The organism is Bradyrhizobium sp. SBR1B, from assembly GCF_014198205.1.
In the GTDB taxonomy this organism is placed as follows: Bacteria; Pseudomonadota; Alphaproteobacteria; order Rhizobiales; family Xanthobacteraceae; genus Bradyrhizobium.
The window spans coordinates 433,552-453,688 of sequence record NZ_JACIHC010000006.1 but is presented as its reverse complement, the minus strand read 5'-3'; the positions used below and the strand labels follow the sequence as shown (position 1 = coordinate 453,688).

The window sequence follows — 20,137 nt, the reverse complement described above, 5'->3', positions numbered from 1 at the left end:
ACAAAGCTCGGCTGTCCTGTCCGCTTCACCGCCATCGTCATTCCCCCAAGGCTTTGCCCTAGGGAATCACAACTGGCGGATTACGCAACAGGCCCACAAGGGGAGAAGGGAAGAACCCTGGAACGACGATGCTCCGACTAAGGCTTCGGCGGGTGAATGAACGCCCAGGGGCTGACCTCCGAATCGCGCGTCACCTCGACCGAGATCAGATACGGCCCGCTATGCGCGAGCGCCTTTTCCAGCACGGCCTTGAACTGATCCGGCGCCGTGACACGCGCAGCCGCAACGCCAAAGGACTCCGCGAGCTTGACGAAATCCGGATTGACGAGGTCGGACGCCACTACGCGGCCGTCGAAACGTTCGCGCTGGTCGCGGCGGACATTGCCATAGGCGTTGTTGTTAAACACCAGTGTCACCACGCCGATGTTGAACTGCACGGCGGTGGAAAGCTCCTGCACGCCGAACATGAAGCCGCCGTCGCCGGTGATCGCCACCACCGGCTTGTCGGGGTTGGCGACCTTGGCACCTAGCGCGGTCGGGAAGCCCGAGCCGAGCGTGCCCTGATAGCCTGACGTGATGAAGGTGCGCGGCTGGTAGATCGGAAAGCCGTACCAGGAGGCAAAGCCGACCTGCGACAGTTCATCGGTGACGATCGCGTTCGCCGGCAGCACCTCGCGCAGGATGTTGAGATACGCCATCTGCGGCTGGATGCGCTGGATCTCGGCTTGCGCGGCCGCGGTCGCCTCGCGGATGTCCTCCCGCCGGCCACGGGTCCGCGTAAAGCCGGCTTTCTTCACGGCCGCGACGAGATCGGCCGTTCCGGCCTTGGCATCGGCGACGATGGCGGCATCGACGACGACCCGGCGCGTCTCGGTCGGGTCGATGTCGATCCGAACCGATTTCAGCCCCTTCGGCTGATAGGGCCAGCGGAAGCCGGATGCCGGCAGCTCTGCGCGGGTGCCGATTGCGATCATCACATCGGTTGTCGGCCACAGCTTGTAGGCCGCGGCCATGGTGAGGCCCAGCTCATGCGCATTGGAGACGATGCCGCGGCCGCTGCGGAAGGCGACCACGGGCGCATCGATCATCTCGGCGAGCTCGAGGATCTCCTCGCCTGCCTCGATCGCGCCGCTGCCGACGAAGATCATCGGCGCCTTGCTCGCCTTGATCAGCGCGGCGGCCTGCTTGATCAGATCCGGATCGGGCTGCGGCGCGGGCAGCGGCTCCAGCACCCGGGCAGCGGCGGTGTCCGCGCGCTGGGTGAAGACGTCCCAGGGCATCTCGACCGAGGCCGGGCCACGCCGTCCCGACATCATCTCCTGGAAGGCGCGCGCGACGACAGTCGGCGCATTGCCGGGATATTCGATCCGGTCGGCCCATTTCACATAGGTGCGCAAGGTCGCGAGCTGGTCCGGCATCTCGTGCAGATGGCCGCGGCCCTTGCCCAGAAACTGCGTCGGCACCTGGCCGGTGACGCACAGCATCGGCTCGTTGCAGCCGAACGCGGTGAGCAGTGCGGCGCTCGCATTGAGCACGCCGGGGCCGGGCACCACGCTGAACACGCCGGGCTTGCCGCTGGAGCGCGCATAGCCGAACGCCATGTAGCCGCAGGCCTGCTCGTGCCGCGCGCCGATCACCTTGAGCTGGGCCTGATGGAAGGCGTCGAACAGGCCGTAGACCTGCGCGCCCGGCAGGCCGAACACGGTGTCGACGCCATGGGCGACCAGGCCGCTTACGATCGCTTCGCCGCCGGTGAGGGTGGTCATTGCATCATTCCAATCTTGTTCAGGCTTCGTCGACGACACCGTTGCGCAAGCTGCCGATGCCTTCGGCCGTGACCTCGATGACGTCGCCGGGCTTCAGGTAACGCGGCGGATCGAACCGGGCACCAGCGCCGGTCGGCGTGCCCGTGACGATGATATCGCCGGGGACGAGCGTTGCGAAGGTGGAGATATAGTTGATGAGATAGCGGAAGGAGAACATCAGCCGGCTGGTGCGATCGTCCTGCCTGAGCTCGCCGTTGACATGCGTGGTGAGCCTGACATCGGCGATCTGCGATTCCTGGACGTAGGGCACGAGCCATGGGCCGAGGCTGCCGCTGGAATCAAAGTTCTTGCCTTGGGTGACGTTGAACTTGGCGTGGCGCAGCCAGTCGCGCACCGAGCCTTCGTTGCACAGCGTGAGCGCCGCGATGTGATCGAGCGCGCTGCTTTCCGGAATATGCCGTCCTTGCTTGCCGATCACCAGCACGATCTCGCCCTCATAATCGAGCTGCGCGGACGCCCGCGGGCGCACCAGCGGCGTGTCGTGGCCGACGAAGGAGCGGGGCGAGCGCATGAACATGCTCGGATATTTCGGCGCGTCCTGGCCGTCCTTGTATTCGGCGTTACGGTCGGGATAGTTGACGCCGATGCAGATGATCTTCTCCGGCCCTGGCACTGGCGGCAGCCAGGTGATATCGGCGATCGGTTGATCCGGCGTGCGGCCGGCGGCTTCCTCGGCAAGGCTCACGAGCTTGCCGGCCGCGATCACCTCGCGCAGCGTCGGATAGTGTTTTGCGTAGCGCGCGGAGAGGTCGACGATGCCGCCCTCGAGGACGGCACCGTAGCTGACATCACCCTTGACGGAATAGGTGGCGAGGCGAGGGAGTTTCATCAATCCGCCACCAGCACGTCGGCCACAAACTTCGGCTCACGCACGGCTTGCCCACTAAACAGCGAGCCCTGCTCGAACCAGGAACGCGGCGCGGGTGCGCCCCACAGCGTCTGGCGGCGCGGATCGCGCAGCGACCAGCGTAGCGGCTCATGGTCGTGATCTCCGGTGAAATAGTCGCTGGTGTAGAGCTCGAGCCGGTGTCCGTCGGGATCGCGCACATAGAGGAAGAATGCGTTGGAGATGCCGTGGCGTCCGGGGCCGCGCTCGATGTTCTTGACGAAGCCTTGGGACGCCATGACGTCGCAGAGATGGATGATGTTCATCGCCGTCGGCGTCCAGTAGGCGAAATGGTGCAGGCGAGGGCCCTTGCCGTTGGTGATGGCGAAGTCGTGGACATTGCCCTTGCGATGCATCCAGGCCGCGGCGATGCGGCCGTTCGGTCCATCCTCCTCGGCATATTCAGTGAGGCGGAAGCCGAGCCGGGCGTAGAACTCGACGGTGTCCTGCACCTCGGCGGCGAAGACGTTGAAATGATCGAGCCGCTGCGGGTGGCAGCCCCGGTAGAGATCATAGCGGCGCAGCAGATGCGGCCGCCGGTCCATCGACGCATAGAGCTCGATCTGGAAGCCGAAGGGGTCGGTGAACTGCAGGGTCCGGCCCTGGAACGGCTGGTCGACGAAGGCGTAGGAGAGGCCGTTCTCGGAAAGGAAAGCAGCGGCCTTGTCGAGATCCCCATCGTTGCCGACCTTGAAACCGAGCCGCGCGCACGCCGGGACTGCAGCCTTCCGCAGCACTAAAGAGTGGTGCTGATGCTCCTCCGCGGCGCGCAGGTACACGACCTTGTCGTCGGCGTCCTCGACGTGCAGGCCGACAATGGTCTCATAGAACTCGCGGCTCAGCTTCAAATCGGTGACGTCAAGCACGACGTGGCTGGAGCGGATGATGTTGAACGGCGGCTCGAAGATGTGTTGCGGTACGGGCATTTGCGTTTCCCCTCGGCTCGGTCGTCATTCCGGGCGGCTCGAAGAGCCGAACTATGGTGCGCAATTGCGCACCTGAGAATCTCGAGGTTCCGGATTCGCTTCGCGCTCCGGAACGACGAAGCGTTAAATTCCCAGTTTCTGAATCTTGTGCGTGCCTCGCGCCAGCGAGACGTGCTTGGTTTCCATGTAGAAATCGAACGAGTAATCGCCGCCGTCGCGGCCGATGCCGGACGCCTTCATGCCGCCGAACGGCGTCGGCAGATGGCGGACATTCTCCGAGTTGAGCCAGATCATGCCAGCCTCCAGCGCATCGGCGACGCGCAGTGCACGGCCGACATCGTTGGTCCAGACATAGCCGGTCAGGCCATAGCGGATGTCGTTGGCGATCTCGACGGCTTCAGCCTCGTCCTTGAAGGGCAGCACGGTGAGGAACGGTCCGAACACCTCCTCCTGCGCCACGCGCATCTTGCCGTGTGCGCCGGTGACCAAGGTAGGCTCGACATAATGTCCGCCGCCCGGGCCGTCATGGGCGTTGCCGCCGACGGCGATCACAGCGCCGTCCTGGCGCGCGACGTCGAAATAGGAGCACACTTTTGCCAGATGCCGCTCGTGGATCAGCGGCCCGATCTCGGTGGCGGGATCGAGGGGATGGCCGACCTTCAGGGCCTTCACGCGCGCGGTGAGCTTCTCCGTGAACTTGTCGGCAATGCCGGCCTGAACCAGGAGGCGGCTCGATGACGTGCAGCGTTCGCCGTTGAGCGAGTAGATCATGAACACGACGGCATCGAGCGCGCGGTCGAGATCGGCATCGTCGAACACGATCACGGGGTTCTTGCCGCCGAGCTCGAAATGCACGCGCTTCAACGTCGGCGCGCCCTGCACCATGATCGCCGAGCCCGTCGCGCTCTCGCCGACGAAGCCGATCGCCTTGATCGCGGGGTGCTCGGTCAGCGCCTTGCCGGCCTCCTCACCAAAGCCGTGGACGGTGTTGAGCACGCCGTCGGGAACGCCGGCCTGTTTGACGAGCTTGCTGAGCATGTCCGCGGTGACCGGCGACCATTCCGCCGGCTTGTGCACGACGGTGCAGCCGGCGGCAAGCGCGGGGGCGATCTTCCAGGTCGAGAGCATGAACGGCGTATTCCACGGCGTGATCACGCCGACCGGGCCGATCGGCACGCGCGTCGAGATATTCCAGTGCTCGTCGCTCGGCGTGTTGAGGCCGTCGCGCGCCTCGGCGCATTTGTCGGCGAAGAAGCGGAAATTCTCGGCGGCGCGGATCGCGGCCTTGGCCATGAAGCGATAGGCCTGGCCGGTGTCGATGCATTCGAGCACCGCGATGTCGTCGGCGTTGTCCTCGATCGCGTCGGCCACGCGATGCAGCAGCTTCTTCCGCATCGCCGGGCCCATGTCGCGCCAGGACTTGAAGGCAAGCGAAGCGGCCGTTGCGGCGCGGTCGATGTCTTCGGCGGTGCCGCGCGCGACGCTCGCGAGCGTCGTGCCGTCGACCGGTGACTTCGTCTCGAACGTCTCGCCGGAGATCGAGGCAACGGCCTTGCCGTCGATCATGTGACCGATGCCGTCGGCACGCAGCTTCTTCAGCAGCGGTGCGACGCGGTCGCGGTTGGCCTGGAATACATCGGCTTTCGGACTGGGCTTATCCATGGGCGGCTTCCACTTTCAGGGCGTCGTGGATGTTGTTGCGCTTCCAGCTGGTGTCCTTGTCGTTGATCTGCATGTCGAACGACAAAGCGAATTTGCTGGCAGCGAAGACGGGATCGAGATGGCGGGAGAGTGCCTGGAAGACGTGCTCGCCGGCTTTCTGGCGCGTGGGAAGGTCGCGGCCTTCGCCGATGCGCAGCACCATGTCGAGAAAGCCGTAGTCTTGCCTGTCATCGGCGATCGCATAGTGCTCGCACCTGATGGCGCGGACGCGGATGCCGCCGAGCGGGAAGATGCCAGTCTCGACCGCCGCCTTGCGCACGATCTCGCACACCGCCGCGATGTCGAGGCGGCCGTCGAGATTGGCCGAATATTCAATCGTGAAATGCGGCATCGCGGTTTCACTCCCTGTATTCTTGTGCGCCTTAAGCGAAGTAGCAGCTGACCGATCCGTAGGCGCCATAATCGGCCTGAATTGTGTCGCCCTTGCGGGTCTCGATCGGGCGGATGAAGGAGCCGGCAAGCACGACCTGTCCAGGCTCCAGCGCAAGGCCGAGCGGCGCGATCTTGTTGGCGAGCCAGGCCACAGCGGTCGCCGGGTGATTGAGCACGCCGGCGGCAAGGCCGGTCTCCTCGATCTGGCCGTTCTTGAAACACAGCGCGCCGATCCAGCGCAGGTCTGCATCCAAAGGCCGGATCGGCCGCCCGCCGAGCACGATGCCGGCATTCGCCGCATTGTCGGCGATGGTGTCGAAGATCTTTCGCGTCGCTTTGGTCTGGGGATCGACGCGCTTGATCCGCGTATCCAGAATCTCCAGGGCCGGCACCACGAAGTCGGTGGCGTTGAGCACGTCGAATAGCGTGCAGTCCGGCCCTGCGAGCCGCTTGCTCATGACGAAGGCGAGCTCGGCTTCGACCCGCGTGGCAATGAAGCGCTCGGTCGGACTGATCCCGCCATCGGCGAAGAACATGTCGTCGAGCAGCACGCCGGAATCGGGCTCGTCGATGTTGAGCGCGCCCTGCATCGCCTTCGAGGTCAGGCCGATCTTGTGGCCCTTGACGATGCGCCCCTCGGCGATCTTGACGTCGACCCAGGCCTTCTGAATCGCGTAGGCATCGGTGATGGTGATGCCGGAGAAATCCTGCGACAGCTGCCGGATCTGCACGCGGGTCTTCTCCGCCTGATGCAGACGCCGTGCGCAAGCTTGGATATCGTCGTTGGAAAGCGCCATTTGTGATCATACAAACTGAGGTGCCGGGAGATACTTAACATGTTAAGTGAATGCGTCAAACACAATTTCGGCTTGCTGCACTGCAAACGTTTTGCGGTTTGAAAGGGCATCATGGTGAAGAGACCGGCTGATCCAGCCAACGGAAGCGCGCCTGCCGCACGGCAGGTGCCGATGCGCGATTTCTCCCGCTCGCTGCCGATGTCGCTGCTGCGAGCCCGCGAAGCGGTGATGCGGCAGTTTCGTCCCTCGCTGCGCGAGCACGGCTTGACCGAGCAGCAATGGCGCATCCTGCGTGCACTGGCGGCGATCGAAACGGTCGAGGTCACGGAACTCGCCCGCACGGCGTTCCTGCTCGGACCGAGCCTGTCGCGCATCCTGCGCGATCTCGAGGCGCGCAATCTGATCGAACGAAAGACGGCGAAGGCGGACCAGCGCCGCAGCATGGTCTCGATCTCGAAAGAGGGCGTGAAGCTGATGGCCTCGGTGGCGCCGACGTCGGAAGCGATCTATGCCGAAATCACGCGACGCTTCGGTGCACGCAAGCTCGCCGAATTGCAGGAGATGCTCGGTGCGCTCGAACAGAGTCTTGCAGAGCTTGGCGCAAGCGAGGAGGCAAGTGCCGAAGAGTGAGCACGTGATGGCCGGAACCTGGTCGTCGGCGATGGTTTGACGTCGATTCGAAGGTGGGCGACGCTGGCCGTGTCGATGCCAGGGGCTAAACTGCCCATGCACGCCGAGCCGATGCGGGGGATCGGGGGCGCCGATTCCGGGCGATCCGGGGCGGAAAATCGTGACAGAGCGGCCCGATCCCTTGCCGGATGACACCCCAGGCGGCAATAGTGGGCGCCGCCCGCGAGGTCAGTGTCAGCGAAGTCGGTATCCAGCGCGCGAGCGCATAGGCGTTGCGTCATTGCGAGCGTAGCGCGGCGCTCCGGTTCGCGCTAACAGCGGGTCGTGCTGTCGCGGCGCTCGTCATGGTGACGAAGGTTCAAACAACAAAGAAGGAAGGCAACGTGGCGAACAAGGTCAAGGAAATCTGGAAGTCGGGCAAGGCCGTGGTCAACGCGTGGCTCGCTATACCCTCCGGCTTCTCGGCCGAGATGATCGCGCAATGCGGCTTCGACAGCGTCACCGTCGACATGCAGCATGGCGTGCAGGACTATCTGTCGATGGTGCAGTGCTTCCAGGCCATGGACAAGCACCCCGTGACCCCGATGGTCCGCGTGCCCTGGAACGAGCCCGGCATCATCGGCAAGGTGCTCGACGGCGGCGCCTATGGCGTGATCTGCCCGATGGTCAACACGCCGCAGGAAGCCAGGAACCTCGTCTCCTATTCCAAATATCCGCCGCAGGGCGTGCGCTCCAACGGCCCGATCCGCGCCGGCATGTACGGCACCGCGGGCTCGTATCAGAAGACCGCGAATGCCGACACCATCCTGCTGCCGATGATGGAGACCAAGACCGCGGTCGAGAACATGGAAGCGATCCTCGACGTCGAAGGCATCGACGGCGTCTATATCGGCCCGTCCGACCTCGGCTTCTCCTACGGCCTCGAGCCCAAGCTCGACCGCAGCGAGCCCGAGATCCTGGCGATCTACGAGAAGATCATCAAGGAATGCGGCAAGCGCGGCCTCAACCCGGGCATCCATTGCAGCGGCGCCGAAGGCGCAGCGCGCGCCATCAACATGGGCTTCAAGCTGGTGACGCTCTCGAACGAGGTCGGCCTGATGACGACCTACGCCAAGATGCAGGTCAATGCCACCCGCAAGGATTCGGGCGGAAAGGCCTAAGACCTCGCGAATGGCGAATGGGGGGGAGCGAATAGTGCTGCTCCCCTTTTTCCATTCGCCACTCGCTACTCACTATTCGCTCAAGGAGACCTGCCATGACCATCAGCCCCGTCATCCGCCTGCATCCCGATGATGGCGTGCTGATCGCGCGCGCCAGCCTGCCGCCCGGCACCGTTGTTGCTGACGGCGTGACCACGGTCGAGCGCATTCCCTCCGGCCACAAGGTCGCGATCAAGCCGATCGCTGTGGGCGAGCCTGTCATCCGCTACGGCCAGATCATCGGCTTTGCGACCATTCCGATCGCGCCGGGCCAGCACGTGCACGTGCAGAATATCGGCATGGGCGACTTCTCAAAAGACTATGCCTATTGCGCCGACGTCAAGCCGACGCCGAATTTCGACCTGCCGGCGACCTTCGAGGGCATCCGCCGTCCGGACGGCCGCGTCGCCACGCGCAACTATATCGGCATCCTCACCTCGGTGAATTGCAGTGCCCATGTCGCAAGCCTCGTCGCCGACGTCTTCAAGAAGAATCCCTTCACCGGCGACAATCCGCTGGCCGATTTCCCCAATGTCGACGGTGTGGTCGCGCTGACCCACAAGACCGGCTGCGGCATGACGCAGAACGAGCCCTTGGCGCTGCTCCGCCGCACGCTCGGCGGCTATGCGCGCCACGTCAATTTCTCCCACGTCATCGTGCTCGGCCTCGGTTGCGAGGTGAACCAGATCGGCGGCCTGATGGAGGAGCAGAAGCTCGCGGGACGCCTGCGCGCGATGGACATCCAGGAGGTCGGCGGTACCCGCAAGACGGTGGAGGCGGGCATCGCCTTCGTGCGCGAAGCGCTGGCTGACGCCAACAAGGTCAAGCGCGAGACGGTGCCGGCGAGCGAGCTCACCGTCGCCCTGCAATGCGGCGGCTCCGACGGCTATTCCGGCGTGTCCGCCAATCCCGCGCTCGGTGCGGCCAGCGATCTCATCGTGCGTCACGGCGGCACCGTGATCCTGTCGGAGACGCCGGAGACCTACGGCGCCGAGCATCTCTTGACGCGCCGCGCCGTCAGTCGCGAGGTCGGCGAGAAGCTGGTCGACCTGATGCGCTGGTGGGACGAATACACGGAGCGCGAAGGCGCCGAGATGAACGCCAATCCGAGCCCCGGCAACAAGGCCGGCGGCCTCACCACCATTCTTGAAAAATCGCTCGGCGCGATGGCGAAGGCCGGCACCACCAATCTCGTCGAGGTACTGCGTTACGCCGAGCCCATCACCAAGAAGGGTTTCGTCTTCATGGACACGCCCGGCTACGACCCTGTTGCGGCAACCGGGCAGGTCGCGGGCGGTGCCAATCTCGTCTGCTTCACCACGGGACGGGGCAGCGTGTTCGGCTGCAAGCCGGCGCCCTCGATCAAGCTCGCCACCAACACGCCCATGTACAAGCGCATGGAAGAGGACATGGACGTCAATTGCGGCACCATCCTCGAAGGCGAGGAGAGCGTGGAGCAATGCGGCCAGCGCATCTTCGAGCTCATTCTGAAGACCGCCTCCGGCCAGCCGACCAAGAGCGAGAGCTTCGATTTTGGCGGCGCCGAGTTCGCGCCCTGGGTGCTCGGCGCGACGATGTAATCGCGCGTCGCGCAGCATAGATGCAATTGCGTGTCATTGGGGGTAACGCGCGGGCGATGGGCAGCGCGTGTGGTCGCGCGAAATGCACCGATCGTTCGCTACGTAATGATACGGAGGCACGCTCCTCTCGCCGGGGATCTGCGGCTTACACCTGATTAACAATGTTGTCCTAGACAGGCGGATGATGCGCTCCACAGCGTGGTGGGGCCGGCCTTTTGAGGATCGAACCGATGCAAGCGATACGTCCTACTGGGGTGGAAAATCTCCTCGGTGAGGAGGAGCTGATTGTATCGAAGACCGATCTCAAAGGCCGCATCACCTACGCCAATGACGTCTTTCTCCGCATGGCGAAATACCCCTGGAAGCAGCTGATGGGCGCGCCCCACAGCCTGATCCGCCATCCCGACATGCCACGCTGCGTCTTCAAGCTGCTGTGGGATACGCTCCAGGCCAAGCAGGAAATCTTCGCCTACGTCGTCAATCTCGCGGGAGATGGCAGCCATTATTGGGTGTTCGCCCATGTCACCCCGACGCTCGACGATCACGGCAACATCATCGGCTATCACTCCAATCGACGCAGGCCCGATCCGGCGCCGGTCGAGCGCATCAAGCCGATCTACAAAGCGCTCTGTGCGGAAGAGGCGCGTCACGCCAATGCCAAGGACGGCATGCGTGCGAGCTTCGAAATGATGGTCGGTCTGCTCAAGCAAAACGGTGTCGGTTACGATGAATTTATGCTCTCTCTCTAAGGCGCAGGGAGCGACCGCAGTCGCGTGCCTTCTCGCCAGCATCGCGTTCGTCGTCACGTTGCTCGGCTGGACCGGAATTGTCGGCGCAGCGCCGCTCGGCGCGGCGATCCTGCTGCTCGGCTACGCCGTCTGGTGTCAGCACCGCACGGCGGTGGCCGTCGATGAGGTCGCCGATGTCTGCCGCAAGGCGACGCGCGGCGATCTCGAAGCGCGGATCCTGAGCGAGCGGCAGGCCGGGCGGATCGGCGCCATCCAGAAGTCGGTCAACGACATGCTCGACATCACTGATGCCTTCGTGCGCGAGGCTTCGGCATCGATGGACTATGCCAGCCGCGGCAAGTATTTCCGCAAGATCCTCGCGCGCGGATTGCCCGGCTCGTTCCGCCGCTCGGCAACCGTCATCAATGCCGGCACCGACGGCCTCGGCCGCCGCGTGGTCGAGATCGCGGGCCTCGCAAAGCAGTTCGGCACGCATCTCGACGAAGTTGCGGGCAGCCTGATGAGCGCCGCGACCGACCTCGAATCCGATGCCGGCCAGATGGCGGCGGCGGCGGAGACGACGAACCGCCAGACCACCGGCATGCGCAGTGCGTCCGATCAGGCCTCGAGCAACGTTGCGACGGTGGCGAGCGCCGCGGAACAGCTCGCATCCTCGATCGCCGAGATCAGCCGCCAGGTGGCCGGCTCGACCACGAGCACCGGCCGCGCCGTCGACGAAGCCAATCGTGCCGGCAGCGAGATTCGTAGCCTCGCGGATGCGGCGCTGCGGATCGGCGACGTCGTCAAGCTGATCAGCGAGATCGCCGAGCAGACCAACCTGCTGGCGCTCAACGCCACGATCGAGGCGGCGCGGGCAGGCGAGGCCGGCCGCGGCTTCGCCGTCGTGGCCTCCGAGGTCAAGAGCCTCGCCAACCAGACCGCCAAGGCGACCGAGGAGATCAGCGCCAAGGTCGGCGAGATGCAGCAATCGACCACCAATTCGGTCGCGGCCGTCGAGGCGATCGCGCAGACCATCGCGGAGATCGACGGCATCACCGCCAGCATCGCCGCCTCGATCGAGCAGCAGGGCTCCGCGACCCGCGAGATCGCCCGCAACGTCCAGGAAGCATCAGTCGGCACCTCGCAGGTGTCCTCCAACGTGTCAGGCATCAGCGAAGCCGCTGCCGACACCGGCCGCGTCGCGAGCCGCGTCAACAGCGCCTCTGAACGCGTCCACGGCGAAGTCGAGACACTCAGGCGCGAAGTGACGCAATTCCTGCAGCGGCTGACGTCGGCGGCGTAGGGCTGCGCCGCTCACCGCTGTCGTCCCAGGCGTGCCCTGAAGCGCGCACCGGTCCGGGACCCATCACCAAAGGCAGAACCGTAGGGTGGGCAAAGGCGCGCACTTGCGCGCCGTGCCCACGAATTCTCACCAATCAAACGCAGGTCGTGGGCACGCTTCCGCCTTCGCTCTTCGAGCTACGGCGGACAAGTCGCTTTGCCCACCCTACGATACTGTCCGCGTAGCCCGCACCTTACCTAGGCACTCGCTGCCCGTTGTTAGTGCTTGATCGCGTCCACCTCAGGTGTTCTGCTCAAAAAAGCTGCTGGAGCATCGCACCCCGTGTCGATCTACGTCGCATTACACCACGTCACGCACTACAAATACGATCGCCCGATCGATGTCGGCCCGCAGACCATCCGCCTGCGGCCGGCGCCGCATACGCGCACGCCGATCATGAGCTATTCGCTCAAGGTCACGCCATCCAACCATTTCGTGAACTGGCAGCAGGATCCGCAGGGCAACTGGCTCGCCCGCTACGTCTTCCCGGAGAAGACGACCGAATTGAAGATCGAGGTCGACTTCACGGCGCAGATGACCGTGGTCAACCCGTTCGACTTCTTCGTCGAACCCTATGCCGACAGTTTTCCGTTCGACTATCCGAACGACCTGAAGACCGAACTGGCGCCTTATCTGGAGACCATCAAGCCCGATCGCCTGTTTGCGAAATATCTCGATACGATCCCGCAGGACGCTCCGAACACGGTCAACTTCCTGGTTGAGCTCAATCGCGAGCTTCAGAAGAAGATCCGCTACATCATCCGCATGGAGCCCGGCGTGCAGACGCCGGAGGAGACGCTCGCCTCGGGCGCAGGCTCGTGCCGCGACTCGGCCTGGCTCCTGATCCAGACCTTCCGTCATCTCGGCCTCGCCGCACGTTTCGTCTCCGGCTATCTCATCCAGATCCGTCCCGACATCGATCCGATCGAGGGACCGCCGGAAGTGGAGAACGACTTCACCGACCTGCACGCCTGGGCCGAGGTTTATCTGCCCGGCGCCGGCTGGATCGGTTTCGACGCGACCTCCGGCATGCTCGCGGGCGAGGGCCACATCCCGGTCGCCGCCACGCCGCATTATCGTTCAGCTGCGCCGATTTCCGGCAGCGCCGGCTTTGCCGAGGTCGAGTTCGCCTTCGATATGAGCGTCCGCCGCATCCGCGAGGCGCCGCGCATCACCAAGCCGTTCTCCGACGAATCCTGGGCGCGACTCAACGATCTCGGCGAGCAGGTCGACGGCGATCTCGCCGCGCAGGATGTGCGGCTCACCATGGGCGGCGAGCCCACCTTCGTCTCGGTCGACGATCTCGAAGCTGCGGAGTGGAATACGGAGGCCGTCGGCCCGACCAAGCGCGCGCTGGGCGACGATTTGATCCGCCGCCTGCGCACGCGCTTCGCGTCCGGCGGCCTGCTGCATTATGGCCAGGGCAAATGGTATCCGGGCGAGAGCCTGCCGCGCTGGGCGTTTGGCCTGTACTGGCGCAAGGACGGGGTGCCGATCTGGAAAAATGCCGACCTCATCGCCAGGATCGGGAATCCGCGGCGCGCCGAGACGAAGGATGCCGAGGCCTTCATGGAGGGTACGGTGGCGCGCCTCGGGCTCGATCCCGGCTACATCATCCCGGCTTACGAGGACACCGCCTACTGGCTCCAGAAGGAAGCCGAGCTCCCCGTCAACGTCGATCCCTCCGACTCCAAATTGTCCGATCCGGAAGCGCGCGCGCGGATGGCGCGGGTGTTCGACGAGGGCCTCAACACGCCGCGCGGCTTCGTGCTGCCGGTGCAGCGCTGGAACGCGCCGCCGCGCTGGCGCAGCGAGCGTTGGGCTCTCCGGCGCAATCACCTGTTCCTGATGCCCGGCGATTCCCCGCTCGGCCTGCGCTTGCCGATCGGCTCGCTCGGCCACGTCCCGCCGAACCAATATCCGTACATCGTCGAGCAGGACCCGATGGAGCCGCGGGGCAAGCTGCCGGTGTTCACGCTTGCGGCGCGCCCGCAGTCGCCGCCGCGGATCGCGCCGGAGCAGCTCAACACGTCGGTCCCGGTCCGCACCGCGATGTCGGTCGAGATCCGCGATGGCGTGCTCTGCGCCTTCATGCCGCCGGTCGAGCGCATCGAAGACTATCTCGAGCTGATCGCGGCGCTCGAAGCCACGGCCGAGGAGATGCAGCTCCCCGTCCACGTCGAGGGCTATCCGCCGCCGTTCGATCCGCGCATCGAGGTCATCAAGGTGACGCCGGATCCCGGTGTCATCGAGATCAACATCCAGCCGGCGAAGAGCTGGCGCGAGGCGGTCGACATCACCGCCGGCCTCTATGAGGACGCCGGGAAAGTTCGCCTCGGCGCCAACCGCTTCCTGGTCGACGGCCGCCACACCGGCACCGGCGGCGGCAACCACGTCGTTGTCGGCGGCTCCTCGCCGCAGGACTCGCCGTTCCTGCGCCGGCCCGACCTGCTCAAGAGTCTGGTCTTGTACTGGCAGCGGCATCCGTCGCTGTCCTACTTCTTCTCCGGCCTGTTCATCGGCCCGACCAGCCAGGCGCCGCGCATCGACGAAGCCCGCCACGACAGCATCTACGAGCTCGAAATCGCGCTCTCGCACGTGCCGCCGCCGGGCTACCAGACGCCGCTGTGGTTGGTCGACCGGCTGTTCCGGCATCTGCTCGTCGATATCACCGGCAACACCCATCGCGCCGAGATCTGCATCGACAAGCTCTATTCCCCGGAGGGCTCGACCGGCCGGCTCGGCCTCGTGGAATTCCGCGCGCTCGAAATGCCGCCCGATCCGCGCATGTCGCTGGCGCAGCAGCTCTTGATCCGCGCGTTGATCGCAAAGTTCTGGCGCGAGCCGCAGGCCGGCAAGTTCGTGCGCTGGGGCACGGCGCTGCACGACCGCTTCATGCTGCCGCATTTCATCTGGGAGGATTTTCTCGACGTTCTCACTGAGCTGAAGCAATCAGGCTATCCGTTCGAGCCGGAATGGTATCTGGCCCAGCTCGAATTCCGCTTCCCCGCCTTCGGCCGCGTCCATCATGGCGGCGTGACGCTGGAGCTGCGCCAGGCGCTGGAGCCCTGGCACGTGCTGGGCGAGGAGGGCTCGGCCGGCGGCACCGTGCGCTATGTCGATTCATCGGTCGAGCGGCTTCAGGTCAAGGCGGAGGGTTTTGTCGAGGGCCGCCACATCGTCACCTGCAACGGCCGCCGCCTGCCGATGACCGCGACCGGCCGCTCGGCCGAGGCCGTGGCCGGCGTCCGCTTCAAGGCCTGGCAGCCGGCCTCCGGCCTGCACCCGACCATCCCGGTCCATGCGCCCCTGACCTTTGATCTCATCGACACCTGGAATGGCCGCTCCCTCGGCGGCTGCGTCTACCACGTCGCCCATCCCGGTGGCCGCAGCTACGACACCAAGCCGGTCAACACCTACGAGGCCGAGGCGCGGCGGCTGGCGCGCTTCCAGGACCACGGCCATACGCCGGGGCCGGTCCAGCCACCGCCCGAGGAACGCACACTTGAGTTTCCGCTGACCCTCGACTTGCGGACCCCGCTCCTGCAATGAGTATGATGGTTGGGCAGGGAGAGGCGCATGAGCGAGGGCGCAGCCGAGCAGGACAAGGCGGGTAGGGCGCAAGGCCAGCGTGAAGGCCAGCGCCGCCTTGCCCAATGGGTCCGCGACTATCGCCGCCTGCCCGGGATTCCCGACGAGTTCCTGGGGCCCGACGGCGTCCCGCGCGCGGTCTGGAGCCGATTCTTCGATGCCTTCGGGGCGCTCGCGCCCGACGAGATCGAGCGTCGCTTCGGCATGGCCGACCGTCATCTGCGCGAAGCCGGCGTCACCTACCGTGCGCCCGGCGACAGCGCCGACCGGCCGTGGTCGATCAGCCATCTGCCGCTCCTGATCGACGAGGCCGACTGGCAGCAGCTTTGCGCCGGCATCACCCAGCGCGCCGAGCTGCTCGAGCTGGTACTGCGCGACATCTATGGCGAGGGCCGCCTCGTTGCGGAAGGCGCGCTGCCCGCGGCCGCGATCGCCGGTAGTCCCGAATATCTGCGTCCCGTCTGCGGCGTGCCGCCGCCGGGCGGGCGCTACCTGTCGATCTATGCTGCTGATGTCGGCCGCGGCCCCGACGGCCGCTGGTGGGTGCTCGGCGACCGCACCCAGGCGCCGTCGGGCGCGGGCTACGCGCTGGAGAATCGCCTCGTGCTCTCGCGCGCCTTCTCCGACCTCTATAAGTCGATGAACGTGCCGCGCGTCGCGCCGTTCTTCGAGGCCTTCCGCGACAGCCTGCGCGCGCGTGCCGACCGCGACGAGCCCAGGATCGGCGTGCTGACGCCCGGCAGCTTCAGCGAGACCTATTTCGAGCACGCGACGCTGGCGCGCTATCTCGGCTTCCTCTTGGTCGAGGGCGACGATCTCGCCGTCAGCGACAACCGCATCCACATCCGCACGGTCGCCGGGCTGAAGCGGCTCGACGTGCTGCTCCGCCGGGTCGATTCCAATTCGCTCGATCCGCTCGAGCTCGATGCCTCCTCGCATCTCGGTGTGCCCGGCCTGATCGACGTGCTGCGCAAGGACGGCGTCGTCGTCGCCAACATGCCGGGCTCGGGCGTGCTGGAGGCGCGGGCGCTGCTCGGCTTCCTGCCGGCGCTGAGCCGCCGCCTGCTTGGCGAAGAGCTGAAGATGCCGCACATCGCGACCTGGTGGTGCGGCCAGCGCAGCGCGCGCGAGGAGGTGCTGGCGCGGCTCGACGAGGTCGCGATCGAAGGCGCCTATCGGCGCGGCGTGCCCGGTTTCGACAGCGCGGGGCCGGTGCTCGCGAGCGAGCTGGATGCGAGCGACCGCCAGCGCCTGATCGACGCCATCGCCGCGCGCGGCATGGATTATGTCGGCCAGGAGGTGGTGCGGCTGTCGACCATGCCGGTGTGGGAGCAGGGCCAGATTACGCCGCGTCCGTTCGTGCTGCGCGTGTTCGCAGCCGCCACGCCCGACGGCTGGGCCATCATGCCCGGCGGTTTCTGCCGGATCGCCGAGCAGCCGGATGCGCGCGCGGTGTCGATGGGCGACGGTGCGCGCGCCGCCGACGTCTGGGTGGTCTCCGACAAGCAGGTCTCGACCGCGACGTTGCTGCCGGCGACCGACAAGGTCCGCATCCGCCGCATCGCCGGCGTGCTGCCGAGCCGCGCCGCCGACAATCTGTTCTGGCTCGGCCGCTATCTCGAACGCGCCGAGGCGACGCTGCGGCTGGTGCGCGCCTTGGGCTCGCCGAGCGGGCCCAACAAGGGCACCGCGGCCTCGCTGCAGTCGGGCGAACGCATCCAGCGCCTGCTGGTGGCCTGGGGCGCGATCTCGCAGACTTCGCGCGCCGCGCCTGGGCGGATCACCGCCGAAGCGTTGCAGAGCGCGGAACGTTTCGGCTCGGCGCTGTCGCTGGTACGCGCGGCGCAGCGCACGGCGACCTCCTTGCGCGAGCGGCTGTCGCCCGATGCCTGGCAGGTCATCACCGAGATGGCCGAGCGCCTGGCCTATCAGGTCGAGGGCGACGACGGCGTGCTGAGCGCGGCCGAGTTGACCTTGCAGGAGCTCGCCAGCCTCGCAGGACTGGCGCAGGAGAACATGAACCGCGCCGCCGGCTGGCGCTTTCTCGACATCGGCCGCCGCACCGAGCGCGCCATCAACACCACGCGCTTCACGCGCCAGTTCGCCTATGACGAGGCCGGCGACGAGGATCTCGACATCCTGCTGACGCTGGTGGATTGCCAGATCACCTATCGCTCGCGCTATCTGCTGGCGCCGATCCTGGCGCCGGTGCGCGACCTTGCCGTGCTCGACGGCTACAATCCGCGTTCGGTGGCGTTCCAGGTGACGACGCTGAACGAGCACATCGCCGCGCTGCCCAGCCTGAAGGAGCACGGCCTGATCGAGAAGCCGCAGCGCCTTGCGGTGGCGATGCAGGCGATGCTGGCGACCGCGGAGGCCGAGAAGCTCGAGGTCAAGACACTGTTCGCGCTGGAGCAGGACCTGCTCAGCCTCGCCGATGCGATCGGTCAGCACTACTTCCCGCACGGCCCCAATGCCGCCCGGCCGGAAAAGCTGACGGGGCTGGCGTGATCTACGACATCCGTCACGTCACCACCTACGAGTACGAGAATCCGGTCAGCTTCGCCCGCTGCACGCTGCGGCTGGAGCCGAGGAGCGGTGGCGGCCAGGAGCTGATCTCGCACAAGGTCGAGATCCGCCCGCGCCCAGCCGAGCGCAACGTCCGGCGCGACTTCTTTGGCACGCTGACCGAAAGCATCGTGATCGAAGCGGCGCATCGCAATTTGCGGATCGACTCGCGCTCGCGTGTCTCGGTGTCGCGCCGGCCGCCGGCGCGCGATGCCGACAGTCCGAGCTGGGAGAGCATCCGCGACATCGCCTTCGAGGCGACCAGCCTCGGACCGTCCTCGCCGGTCGGATATGTCTTCGCCAGCCCGCTGGTGCCGGTGTTGCGTCCGGTCAGCGCATATGCGGGGATGAGCTTTGCGCCGGGCGCGGGCATCCTCGAGGGCGCAGTCGATCTCATGCACCGCATCCGCACCGAGTTTCGCTACGACCCCAAGGCGACGGTGATCTCGACGCCGCTGAACGAGGTCTTCGACAAGCGACACGGCGTCTGCCAGGATTTTGCCCATGTGATGATCGCAGGGCTGCGCGGGCTCGGTCTGCCGGCGGCCTATGTCAGCGGCTATCTGCGCACCATTCCGCCGCCGGGGCAGGCCCGCCTGCAAGGCGCCGATGCCACCCATGCCTGGGTGTCGCTGTGGTGCGGGGCGGAGCTTGGCTGGGTCGATTTCGACCCGACCAACGATCTCTTGATTGCCAACGACCATATCGTGCTTGCGGTCGGACGCGACTTTTCCGACGTCTCGCCGGTCGACGGCATCATCGTCGGCTCACCCAAGCAGAAACTCGGCGTCGCCGTGGACGTGGTGATGGTGGAATAAACGCGCCTCGTCGGCCGGGCTCGCCACGCGGGCGTGCCGCGCCTTCACCGCAACCGCGATCTTGCATAGCACAACGGTAACATATTTCCGTAATCGCGTTCCCGGGGGTTTGGTCACTCGGCCCAAGATGGGCTATGGTGGGTCGTTGCGTCGAGGACAAGAACGAGACTTCGGGAGCTGACATGGGACACCACCGGCACGCGGGGCTGCATCCATGATGACGTTGCCGAGACTGGCGGCTGAATCCCTGGAGAAGCTGCTGGGTACGTTTATGCGGCGTCGGTACGGCGAGACGGCTGCAAGCATGGTCGAGAGCGCAACCCGCACCGCGATGGAATGCATCGGTAACAGCGATGCACTTTACCACAATATCGAACATACGATGCTGGTGACGCTGGCGGGCCATTCGATCCTCAGTGGCCGAAATCTCCATACTCACCTGACGGCCGAGGACTACGTCCATGTCCTGATCGCCTGCCTCGCCCACGATATCGGCTATGTCCGCGGCCTGTTTGAGGAGGATGACATCGACGGCTTCGTCATCGATGCCGCCGACACCAAGATCTCGTTGCCGCGCGGTGCGTCGGACGCCAGCTTGATGATGTATCACGTCGACCGCTCGAAGCTCTATGTCTTGCGGCGGCTGCAGCACATTCCGGGTCTCGATCCTGAACGCATCGCCCGCGCTATCGAGGGAACGCGCTTTCCGGCCCAGGAAGGCCATGAGTATGACGTCGATGCCTCGATCCTGCGCGCCGCCGATTTCATCGGCCAGCTCGGCGATCCCAATTATCTGCGCAAGGCCAATGCGCTCTATTACGAGTTCGAGGAGGTCGGCATCAATCGCCAGCTCGGCTACGATTCACCGGCCGACATCGTGAACCGCTATCCACAATTCTATTGGAACAGCGTCGCACCGCACATCCAGACCGAGATCGGTTACCTCAACAAGACCGAGATCGGCCGGCAATGGATCGCCAATCTCTACAGCAACGTCTTCCGCGCCGAGCGCGACATCTCGCTGTCCGGGCCGCAGCGGTAGACCTGTTGTAGCCCGGATGGAGCGCAGCGAACTCCGGGATTCGCGGATGCTGGCGTTCCCGGATTGCGCTGCGCTCCATCCGGGCTACGAAATCCCCAACGCCGTGAACA

Annotated in this window: 15 protein-coding genes; 9 read left to right on the top strand and 6 right to left on the bottom strand. The window is 65.6% G+C overall.

The features are described from left to right. Window positions 1–137: 137 nt before the first annotated feature. The 6 genes from GGD61_RS19240 to hpaH form a co-directional block, all read right to left on the bottom strand. Window positions 138–1,766 carry a thiamine pyrophosphate-dependent enzyme gene (locus tag GGD61_RS19240; protein ID WP_092256858.1) on the bottom strand — a complete coding sequence of 543 codons (1,629 nt, stop codon included), beginning with the start codon at window positions 1,764–1,766 and terminating at the stop codon, window positions 138–140. 19 nt (window positions 1,767–1,785) lie between these two features. After that, window positions 1,786–2,655, bottom strand: a complete 870-nt coding sequence (locus GGD61_RS19235) for a fumarylacetoacetate hydrolase family protein (protein ID WP_183231006.1) — start codon at window positions 2,653–2,655, stop codon at window positions 1,786–1,788. Next, window positions 2,655–3,638, bottom strand: coding sequence for a 3,4-dihydroxyphenylacetate 2,3-dioxygenase (hpaD, locus tag GGD61_RS19230; protein WP_018315662.1), 984 nt, complete (start codon window positions 3,636–3,638; stop codon window positions 2,655–2,657). The genes GGD61_RS19235 and hpaD overlap by 1 nt, the downstream gene beginning before the upstream one ends. 123 nt (window positions 3,639–3,761) lie before the next feature. After that, window positions 3,762–5,300 carry a 5-carboxymethyl-2-hydroxymuconate semialdehyde dehydrogenase gene (gene hpaE / locus GGD61_RS19225; protein ID WP_092256850.1) on the bottom strand — a complete coding sequence of 513 codons (1,539 nt, stop codon included), beginning with the start codon at window positions 5,298–5,300 and terminating at the stop codon, window positions 3,762–3,764. Continuing rightward, the gene (locus GGD61_RS19220; protein ID WP_018315664.1) at window positions 5,293–5,691 is read right to left on the bottom strand and encodes a 5-carboxymethyl-2-hydroxymuconate Delta-isomerase; all 399 of its coding nucleotides are present in this window, start codon (window positions 5,689–5,691) and stop codon (window positions 5,293–5,295) included. Before GGD61_RS19220 ends, hpaE begins: the two co-directional genes overlap by 8 nt. Before the next feature lie 31 nt (window positions 5,692–5,722). Further along, window positions 5,723–6,529 carry a 2-oxo-hept-4-ene-1,7-dioate hydratase gene (hpaH, locus tag GGD61_RS19215; protein ID WP_183231005.1) on the bottom strand — a complete coding sequence of 269 codons (807 nt, stop codon included), beginning with the start codon at window positions 6,527–6,529 and terminating at the stop codon, window positions 5,723–5,725. A gap of 111 nt (window positions 6,530–6,640) precedes the next feature. On the opposite strand from hpaH, the gene hpaR reads away from it, so the two are divergent. From hpaR to GGD61_RS19170, 9 genes are all read left to right on the top strand, one after another. Next, window positions 6,641–7,159 (top strand): homoprotocatechuate degradation operon regulator HpaR, encoded by a 519-nt coding sequence (gene hpaR, locus GGD61_RS19210; RefSeq protein ID WP_018315666.1) that lies wholly within the window; start codon window positions 6,641–6,643, stop codon window positions 7,157–7,159. A 383-nt stretch (window positions 7,160–7,542) separates the two neighbouring features. Beyond that, window positions 7,543–8,319, top strand: a complete 777-nt coding sequence (locus GGD61_RS19205; RefSeq protein ID WP_008549964.1) for an HpcH/HpaI aldolase/citrate lyase family protein — start codon at window positions 7,543–7,545, stop codon at window positions 8,317–8,319. A 95-nt stretch (window positions 8,320–8,414) separates the two neighbouring features. Beyond that, window positions 8,415–9,938 carry a UxaA family hydrolase gene (locus tag GGD61_RS19200; RefSeq protein ID WP_092256842.1) on the top strand — a complete coding sequence of 508 codons (1,524 nt, stop codon included), beginning with the start codon at window positions 8,415–8,417 and terminating at the stop codon, window positions 9,936–9,938. Window positions 9,939–10,168: 230 nt separating this feature from the next. Continuing rightward, complete coding sequence (locus GGD61_RS19195) at window positions 10,169–10,687, top strand: PAS domain-containing protein (protein ID WP_183231004.1); 519 nt, start codon at window positions 10,169–10,171, stop codon at window positions 10,685–10,687. Further along, window positions 10,665–11,969, top strand: coding sequence for a methyl-accepting chemotaxis protein (locus tag GGD61_RS19190; protein WP_177237113.1), 1,305 nt, complete (start codon window positions 10,665–10,667; stop codon window positions 11,967–11,969). Before GGD61_RS19195 ends, GGD61_RS19190 begins: the two co-directional genes overlap by 23 nt. 321 nt (window positions 11,970–12,290) lie before the next feature. Next, on the top strand, window positions 12,291–15,560 hold the full coding sequence (locus GGD61_RS19185; protein ID WP_183231003.1) for a DUF2126 domain-containing protein: 3,270 nt from the start codon (window positions 12,291–12,293) through the stop codon (window positions 15,558–15,560). Window positions 15,561–15,587: 27 nt separating this feature from the next. Continuing rightward, window positions 15,588–18,110 (top strand): circularly permuted type 2 ATP-grasp protein, encoded by a 2,523-nt coding sequence (locus GGD61_RS19180; protein WP_092256833.1) that lies wholly within the window; start codon window positions 15,588–15,590, stop codon window positions 18,108–18,110. Further along, window positions 18,107–18,985 (top strand): transglutaminase family protein, encoded by an 879-nt coding sequence (locus tag GGD61_RS19175; protein ID WP_092256831.1) that lies wholly within the window; start codon window positions 18,107–18,109, stop codon window positions 18,983–18,985. The genes GGD61_RS19180 and GGD61_RS19175 overlap by 4 nt, the downstream gene beginning before the upstream one ends. A 214-nt stretch (window positions 18,986–19,199) precedes the next feature. Beyond that, entirely contained in the window at window positions 19,200–20,027 is an 828-nt protein-coding gene (locus GGD61_RS19170; RefSeq protein WP_018315673.1) for a hypothetical protein, read from the top strand. Window positions 20,028–20,137 lie beyond the last annotated feature (110 nt).